The sequence below is a fragment of the uncultured Corynebacterium sp. genome, assembly GCF_947253065.1.
GTDB lineage: Bacteria > Actinomycetota > Actinomycetes > Mycobacteriales > Mycobacteriaceae > Corynebacterium.
Genome location: NZ_CAMXWS010000054.1, coordinates 1 through 7526 on the forward strand (window position 1 = coordinate 1; position 7526 = coordinate 7526).

Here is a 7526-nt window from a genome sequence, read left to right on the forward strand (position 1 = left end):
GCTTTGTCGGTTTCTCCACAAGACATAGCCTGCCATGCAGCTGAAACCGACGACGGAGCGTACGGACGGCGTATTTGGAGACACCAAGAGCATTGGCAGCGGCTATAGAGCCCATGCCTTGCTCGAAACACTCCACCAACTGCTCACGCTGATGCTCGCTCAGCGAACTTCGTGCCCTCAATGAAAACTACTCCCCACTAGTTGGTAACTGATTTCTCAGTCCAACTAATGGGGAGCAGTTCAGATTTGTGGAGGGGATTTTTCATGCGTTCATCCCTTTGTGCCACGGGCGCCCATTTCTTCCCACTCTGCGTCCACCACTTCTCCCCACCAGGAGCCCCCACTTTCACCCACCGGCGGGTGGTTTTTAAGTTTGCTTGTTATTTTCCTGCGGAAACGCGGCGGTGGGGTGTTGTGTAGTGGAGGTGCTGAAGTCGTTTTTTGAGGTGAAAGTGTTGTGTGGTGGCGATGAATACTATTGTGAGCGGGCGGGTGCGCCACGCAGTATTGATGTTGTGAACTGGTTATTTGTGACACGAACGAAGAATTTTGTGTCCTAATGTGGCGTTTGTGGGGGATAGTGGGTTAAAGTGGGTGGCAGTGAAGGACCGGTATGACGATGCCGGGTCGGATCTGACAAAAGTTCACAGCCGGAATCGTCGAGCTAAGGAAGGTAGGGCGCCGGATGTTTCTTGGCACCTATACCCCGAAGCTGGACGACAAGGGGCGCCTGACATTGCCTGCTAAATTCCGTGAGGGTTTAGCGGACGGATTGATGGTGACTAAGGGGCAGGACCACTCTTTGGCGGTCTATCCCCGCGAGGAATTTGCGGCACGTGCTCGTAAGGCGGCTGCGGTGTCTCGTACGAACCCGAAGGCACGTGCGTTCATTCGTAACTTGGCAGCAAGTGCGGATGAGCAGGCGCTTGATGGTTCTGGTCGCATCACGTTGTCGCCGGCGCACCGGGATTACGCGAATCTTTCAAAGGAATGCGTGGTCATCGGCTCGGTGGATTTCTTGGAGATCTGGGACGCGGAGTCCTGGAAGAAGTACCAAGAAAATACTGAGGCTGCCTTCTCGGCCGCCGATGAGGACGACATTCTCTCGGGCCTGCTCTAAGCGGGCGGGGAGCGTGTACGAACTCTGCGCGGGGCGCGAGTCGTTCTGGTGTACTTCCCCGATATCAGAATGACCGCCCCGTGTAGGGCTCTACACGTTCCCCCTTATTTACAACTGCAGTCAGACCAACACCGCAGCACGAACAACCAGGCACATTAAAAGGGGGTGGCCCACGGTGGCACAGCACAAAGCTCAGAAGTCCGAGATGGATTTCGGTATTGATGCCAACCATGGTCACGTCCCTGTGATGCGCGATCGTATGGGCGATCTGCTGCGTCCGGCCGTACAGAAATTCGGTGCTGATGCGGTGATCGTCGATGGAACCTTGGGCGCCGGTGGGCACACTGAATACTTCCTTACTGAATTTCCGGAAGCCTCAGTGATCGGTATTGACCGTGATGGGGCAGCGCTCGCCCAGGCGCAAGAGCGCTTGGAGCCGTTTGAGGATCGGTTCATTCCGGTCCGCGGGCGGTTCGATTGCATTGCGGACGAAGTGGAAAACAACACTCACCCGGTTTTTGATCGCGTCCGCACCATTGGATTGGCGGGCGCCTTTTTCGACCTGGGCGTCTCCTCGATGCAGCTTGATCAGGAGGAGCGCGGTTTTGCCTACCGCGTGGATGCACCACTGGATATGCGGATGGATCCGAGCGCTGGTTTGACCGCAGCGGATGTCCTGAACACCTACAGCCACGGGGACCTTGCCCGAGTGCTGAAGACGTATGGCGATGAACGATTCGCGGGAAAGATTGCTTCCGCGGTTCTTGCAGAGCGTGAAAAGGAACCGTTTGAGCGTTCGGGTCGTCTTGTGGATCTGCTGTACAGCGTGATCCCGGCGGCGACGAGGCGTACCGGCGGACACCCGGCAAAGCGCACTTTCCAGGCGCTCCGCGTCGAAGTCAACCGCGAATTGGATGCGCTGACCAATGTCATCCCAATGGTTACGGATCTTCTCGGCGTTGGCGGACGTGCAGTGTTCATGAGCTACCAGTCCCACGAGGACAAGCTGGTCAAGCGCGCTTTTGTTGATCTGACTGCGTCGAAAACCCCTCCGGGTTTGCCCACTGAACTTCCGGGTATGGCGCCGAAGTTCCGTCTTGTCACCCACGGTGCAGAGCAGGCTTCGGAAGAAGAGATCGCTGTAAACCGCAGGGCAGCGTCGGTGCGAGTGCGCGCCGTGGAAAAGCTGGATAACGATCCGCCAGGGGGTATGCGATGACACACCCCAGGCGCACAGCACACAACAGATCAATCAGAACTACCAACGCATACGCATCCGAACAATGGCCACTGACGAAGGGAAGCCCGACAATGGGAGCAAGCCGAGACCTCACCGCTGGAAATGCCGCTGGTGGTTCGACTGCGCTGCTCGAGCGCGCACCTGAGCGGACAACCCGACGGGTTGAGCGCACCCAATCGCCGGTTAAGCCGAATGGTTTGAAGCCGCGGATTGCCCCGCACATTCCGCGCGGTCCTCGCCGTCTGGGATCGAAGCAGGTTGTCTCGGTCCGTGGTCGTCGTGTGACCAGTACGGATGCGAAACGGAAATTCTCCACGATGTCGTTGATGGCGCTTCCGCTGCTCATTCTTGGCATCTTCGGTGCCATGCTGTTGTCTGCTCTTTCGACTGATCAAACATTCAAGATCGAACAGCTGCAGAGCCAAGAGCGCACGCTCAACAATGAGATTGAGACACTGAACCGCAATGTGGAAGACGCTCGTGCCGCTGCGGAGGTTGCAGCCAAAGCTGATGGGGCAGGAATGGTCGTGCCTGTACAGCCCGGCATTATCAATGTCGAGGCTGATGGCAAGGCAAATGAGACACGTGAAGCAGATCCGGAGAAGAACCTGCGCATCGTCGATGTGAATCAGGAAACGATCCGCACTGATCATGCGACGAGTGACCGTGAAGCCACCCGGAATATCGCCGATAATCTCTCGGCGCTGCCACAGAGTGCCCTTCCGCGTGATGGAGGTGCACCCGCTGTTCCGGCGCCTGCACCGCGAGCGGGAGCAACCAACCCAGCGGACGGAAACGCCTCTGGTGCGTCGGCAAGCCAGCAGGCTCCGGCCGATGCGCCAACTGTGGCACCGGGGGCGCTCCCTTCGATCCCGGGTGGCCTTTAAAACAGGAAGCATTTAGTTCCTGCATCATGTGTGGCGGTCACTATCTCGCCCTAGCAACGGGGCAAGATAAAGGCATCCACTAGGCGCTTTGGCGATAAAGAAGTAGGTGAAACTGCGACGTGAGCAGAATGGACCCGCGGAAGCGGCAAGCGCGGGCTATGCCTGCGCAAAAAGTCATCACTGCGAGTCGCATGCGTATCTTGACCGCCGTGTTCTTGGTGGCTGCGCTTGTCCTTGTCGGTCGTCTTGCTTGGGTGCAGCTCAAGTGGGGCCCGGAACTTCAGACCGTGGCCGCCGAACAGCGTGGACGGGCCTTTGAAGATCCCGCACGGCGTGGGGCGATCGTTGATCGTGAGGGCAATTATTTGGCCTACACGATGAAGGCCCGTTCGCTGACTGTGTCACCGGTGACGCTGCGCCGTGAACTTGGCGAGATCGCGCGTAATGAGATGTATGAAAACGGTGCTACCCGTGCAGAAGCTGAAGCTCAGCAGGGAGCGCGCGTTGAGGATATTCTCCGCCAGATGGCGAATGAGATTCCCGAAATGATCGGCGAAAGCCAGCAGGGAACCAGCGACACTGAGAACAGCGACGACAAAGACACGAAGAAGGACGGGGAGAAAGACAAGCTCCCGACCCCGCGTGTGAAGTCCAAGGAAATCCTGGAGAAGCTGCACGCTGATACCGACTATGAGGTGCTCGTGCGCAACGTCGATCCTGACGTGGCAGCAAAGGTCGCCGAGAAATTCCACGGTGTCGCTGCTGATCGGCAGGATATTCGTGAATACCCGAATGGTGCGATTGGCGAGAATATTGTCGGCCGTGTGTCCATGGATGGGCAGGGCCAATTTGGTTTGGAGGCGTCGAGCGATTCCATTCTCACTGGTATTGATGGCCGCTCCACCGAAGACGTTTCCGCTAATGGGCAGGCTATTCCAGGCACCCTGCGGGATGTTGTCCCAGTCGTCGATGGTGCGCGTGTTGAGCTGACGATCGACCTGGATTTGCAGGCATACGTGCAGCAGCAGCTGGAGCAGGCGAAGGCGAATTCCAAGGCCAAGGATGCTGAAGCAGTAGTCCTGGACGCCAAGACGGGTCAGGTATTGGCCATGGCGAATACCAGCACGATTGACCCGAATGGTGATTTGGATAGGCAGCTCTCCCAGGGGCGTAGCTTTGAAAACCCGTCGATCTCGCACCCGTATGAGCCAGGCTCAGTAGCCAAGATCATCACGGCAGCCGCCGCGATTGAAGAGGGACTGACCACGCCGGATGAGGTCCACCAGGTACCGGGTTCAATTGAGATGTCCGGTGTCACGGTCGCTGATGCATGGCAGCACGATGTTGCTCCGTACACAACGACCGGCATCTTCAGTAAGTCTTCGAACGTGGGCACGCTGATGCTCGCGCAGAAAGTGGGCGAGGATCGTTTCGACGATTATCTGAAGCGCTTTGGCGTTGGCCAATCCACCGGGATCGAATTGCCGAATGAGTCTTCAGGTCTTGTGCCAACCCGTGAGCAGTGGTCGGGTGGTACCTTTGCCAACCTGCCGATTGGCCAGGGCATGTCGGTGAGCACATTGCAATTGGCCAGTATCTACCAGGCCCTTGCCAATGGTGGTGAGCGAATTGAACCGCGCATCATCAACAAGGTCACTCAGTCCAGCGGTGAAGAGGTTCCGCAGGAGGAACCACGTCGTACCCGGGTTGTCAGTGAGAAATCGGCTGACACAGTGGTGAATATGTTCCGCGGAACTTTCCAGGACGATCCGAATGGTGTGAACTCCGGTACCGCACAGGGCAACACGATTCCGGGCTACCAGTTGTCCGGAAAGACCGGCACTGCCCAGCAGGTGAACCCAGATACTGGTGCTTATTCCAATTCGGATTATTGGATCACGTTTGCAGGTATCGCGCCGGCTGATGATCCACGATTCGTCGTCGCGGTGATGCTGGATGATCCGGAGCGCGGTCCGCTGGAAGGCGGTGGTGGCGGACAGTCATCAGCGCCGATTTTCACTCAGATCGCCAACTGGCTGATCAACCGCGAGAATATTTCCCAGAGCCCTGATCCGGGCGAACCGATGATTCTGCAGGCCCAATAGAAAGCGAGGAGTGGTCATGAACAATCAGAACGAGACTTTTGAGGCCGCTGTCGCGTTGGATGTCGTCGCTGATATCGCCGGTGCCCGCGTCGAAAATGCACCGTCTGCTCCGGTGGAGGTCTCAGGCATCAGTCTTGATTCCAACGCGGTGGAAGCAGGCGCAGTTTTCGCAGCGCTGCCTGGCACTCGGGTGCACGGGGCAACGTATGCGGCTTCCTCGAGGGCTGCAGCGATCCTGACGGATGAAGCCGGCTGGGCAATTCTTTCCGAGGCGGAAGAAGCTCGCCCGGTGCTGGTCGTCAAGGATATCCGCGCGATTTTGGGCCTGGTCTCCGCAGAAATCTACGGGAATCCTTCGGACAAGCTCACCGTGATCGGCGTGACTGGAACGTCTGGTAAGACGACAACGACGTACATGCTGGAGTCGGGCTTGGCAGCAGCTGGCTGCAAGGTTGGGCTGATCGGCACGACAGGCACGCGCATCAATGGAGAAGATGTGCCGACAACGCTGACCACTCCTGAAGCACCGAAGTTGCAGGAGCTTTTCGCGCTCATGGTCAGCCGTGGAGTCACCCACGTGGTCATGGAAGTCTCCTCCCACGCACTCGTGTTGGGCCGAGTCACAGGCACGAGCTTCGATGTCGCTGGCTTTACCAACCTGTCCCAAGATCACTTGGACTTCCACCCGACGATGGAGGAGTACTTCGAAGCAAAGGCATTGCTTTTCGACGCCTCATCGCCGGTGGCAGCAAAGACCAGTGTGGTTTGCGTGGACGATAAATGGGGCGTGCAGATGGCGCAGCGTGCACGAGTAGATGCTGAAAGTCTGCACCGCGATGTCATCACCGTGGGCACTCATGGCCAGGCGGGCCTTGACTGTGTAGCGACGTTGAACAGCACAACTGACAGTGGCGCGCAGGACATCACGGTGAGCGTGAATGGCCAGCAGATTGAGACTCGTTTGCCCCTGCCCGGTGCATTCAATGTGGCTAACGCAGCACTGGCAACGGCTATCGCAGATGCGGCAGGTATTGATGCAGAGGAGTTCCTCAACGGACTGAGTAAGGCTGCGGTGCCCGGGCGCATGGAACGTATCGACGCAGGACAGGAATTCGTTGCTGTTGTGGATTATGCGCACAAGCCGGCAGCGATCGCGGCGGCACTTGATTCTTTGCGCGCGCAGGTTGATGGCCGTGTCGGCATCGTTGTCGGTGCTGGTGGCGATCGCGACCAGTCAAAGCGCCCGATCATGGGTGCTGAATCCGCACAGCGCGCAGACCTGGTGATTATCACTGATGACAATCCGCGCACGGAAGATCCAGCTGGAATCCGTGCAGCGGTGCGCCGTGGTGCGGAAGAGGTAGCAGCCAAGCGTGACAACGTAGAAATTCGTGAAAGCGATTCGCGTGCAGATGCCATTGCCCAGCTCATTGCATGGGCACAGCCGGGTGATGCAGTGATCGTCGTGGGCAAGGGTCACGAGGTGGGTCAGATCATTGGTGATGTCACCCATCATTTCGATGACCGTGAAGAAGTGCGTAAGGCGTTGACCGAATCCGGTTTCAGGGCGGATAACGCAGGTAAGGAGGAACAAGCATGATTCCGAGGACACTTGCAGAGATCGCGCGCGTCACCGGTGGCACGCTGAGCGAATCAGCGGACCCAGACGCAACAGTGACCAGCTATGTGGAATTCGACTCCCGCAAGATCACTGAAGGCGGACTCTTCGTCGCATTACCCGGCAGCAATGTCGATGGACATGATTTCGCTGAATCGGCGATGGCGCGAGGCGCTGTTGGTGCGCTCGTTGCACGTGAGGTGGGCATTCCAGCGGTCATTCTTCCGCCAGTCGAGGAGATCGAGGGAGATAATTCCGATCTCGCTGCGGGCGATCCGGATGGTTCGGCCCGAGCAGTTGTCGCCGGGATGGCGAAGTTGGCGGGGCATGTGGCGCGAACGCTCGTCGATAAGCATGGCCTGCGCATTACTGGCGTGACGGGTTCTGCTGGCAAGACGTCCACGAAGGACCTCATCGCGAATGTATTGAGCAACGGTGGTCAGACTGTTGCGCCGCCCGGATCCTTCAATAACGAGATCGGGCTGCCGTACACCGTGTTGCGTTGCACGGAGGAAACAGACTTTTTGATCGCGGAGATGTCCGCGCGAAATATCGG

The 7526-nt window shown here is 57.9% G+C and carries 6 protein-coding genes; all 6 read left to right on the top strand.

Annotated features, from left to right (window positions below; genetic code table 11):
- Window positions 1-685 precede the first annotated feature (685 nt).
- Complete coding sequence (gene mraZ / locus Q0X21_RS09520; protein WP_297851647.1) at window positions 686-1120, top strand: division/cell wall cluster transcriptional repressor MraZ; 435 nt, start codon at window positions 686-688, stop codon at window positions 1118-1120.
- Between the two features lie 205 nt (window positions 1121-1325).
- Window positions 1326-2339, top strand: a complete 1014-nt coding sequence (rsmH, locus tag Q0X21_RS09525; protein WP_297851652.1) for a 16S rRNA (cytosine(1402)-N(4))-methyltransferase RsmH — start codon at window positions 1326-1328, stop codon at window positions 2337-2339.
- A gap of 92 nt (window positions 2340-2431) precedes the next feature.
- On the top strand, window positions 2432-3247 hold the full coding sequence (locus tag Q0X21_RS09530) for a hypothetical protein (protein ID WP_297851648.1): 816 nt from the start codon (window positions 2432-2434) through the stop codon (window positions 3245-3247).
- A gap of 191 nt (window positions 3248-3438) precedes the next feature.
- Window positions 3439-5352, top strand: coding sequence for a penicillin-binding protein 2 (locus tag Q0X21_RS09535; RefSeq protein WP_297851649.1), 1914 nt, complete (start codon window positions 3439-3441; stop codon window positions 5350-5352).
- Window positions 5353-5368: 16 nt separating this feature from the next.
- The gene (locus tag Q0X21_RS09540; RefSeq protein WP_297851650.1) at window positions 5369-6952 is read left to right on the top strand and encodes a UDP-N-acetylmuramoyl-L-alanyl-D-glutamate--2,6-diaminopimelate ligase; all 1584 of its coding nucleotides are present in this window, start codon (window positions 5369-5371) and stop codon (window positions 6950-6952) included.
- A partial coding sequence (locus Q0X21_RS09545) for a Mur ligase family protein (RefSeq protein ID WP_297851651.1) occupies window positions 6949-7526 on the top strand: 578 nt, incomplete at its 3' end. The genes Q0X21_RS09540 and Q0X21_RS09545, both read left to right, overlap by 4 nt.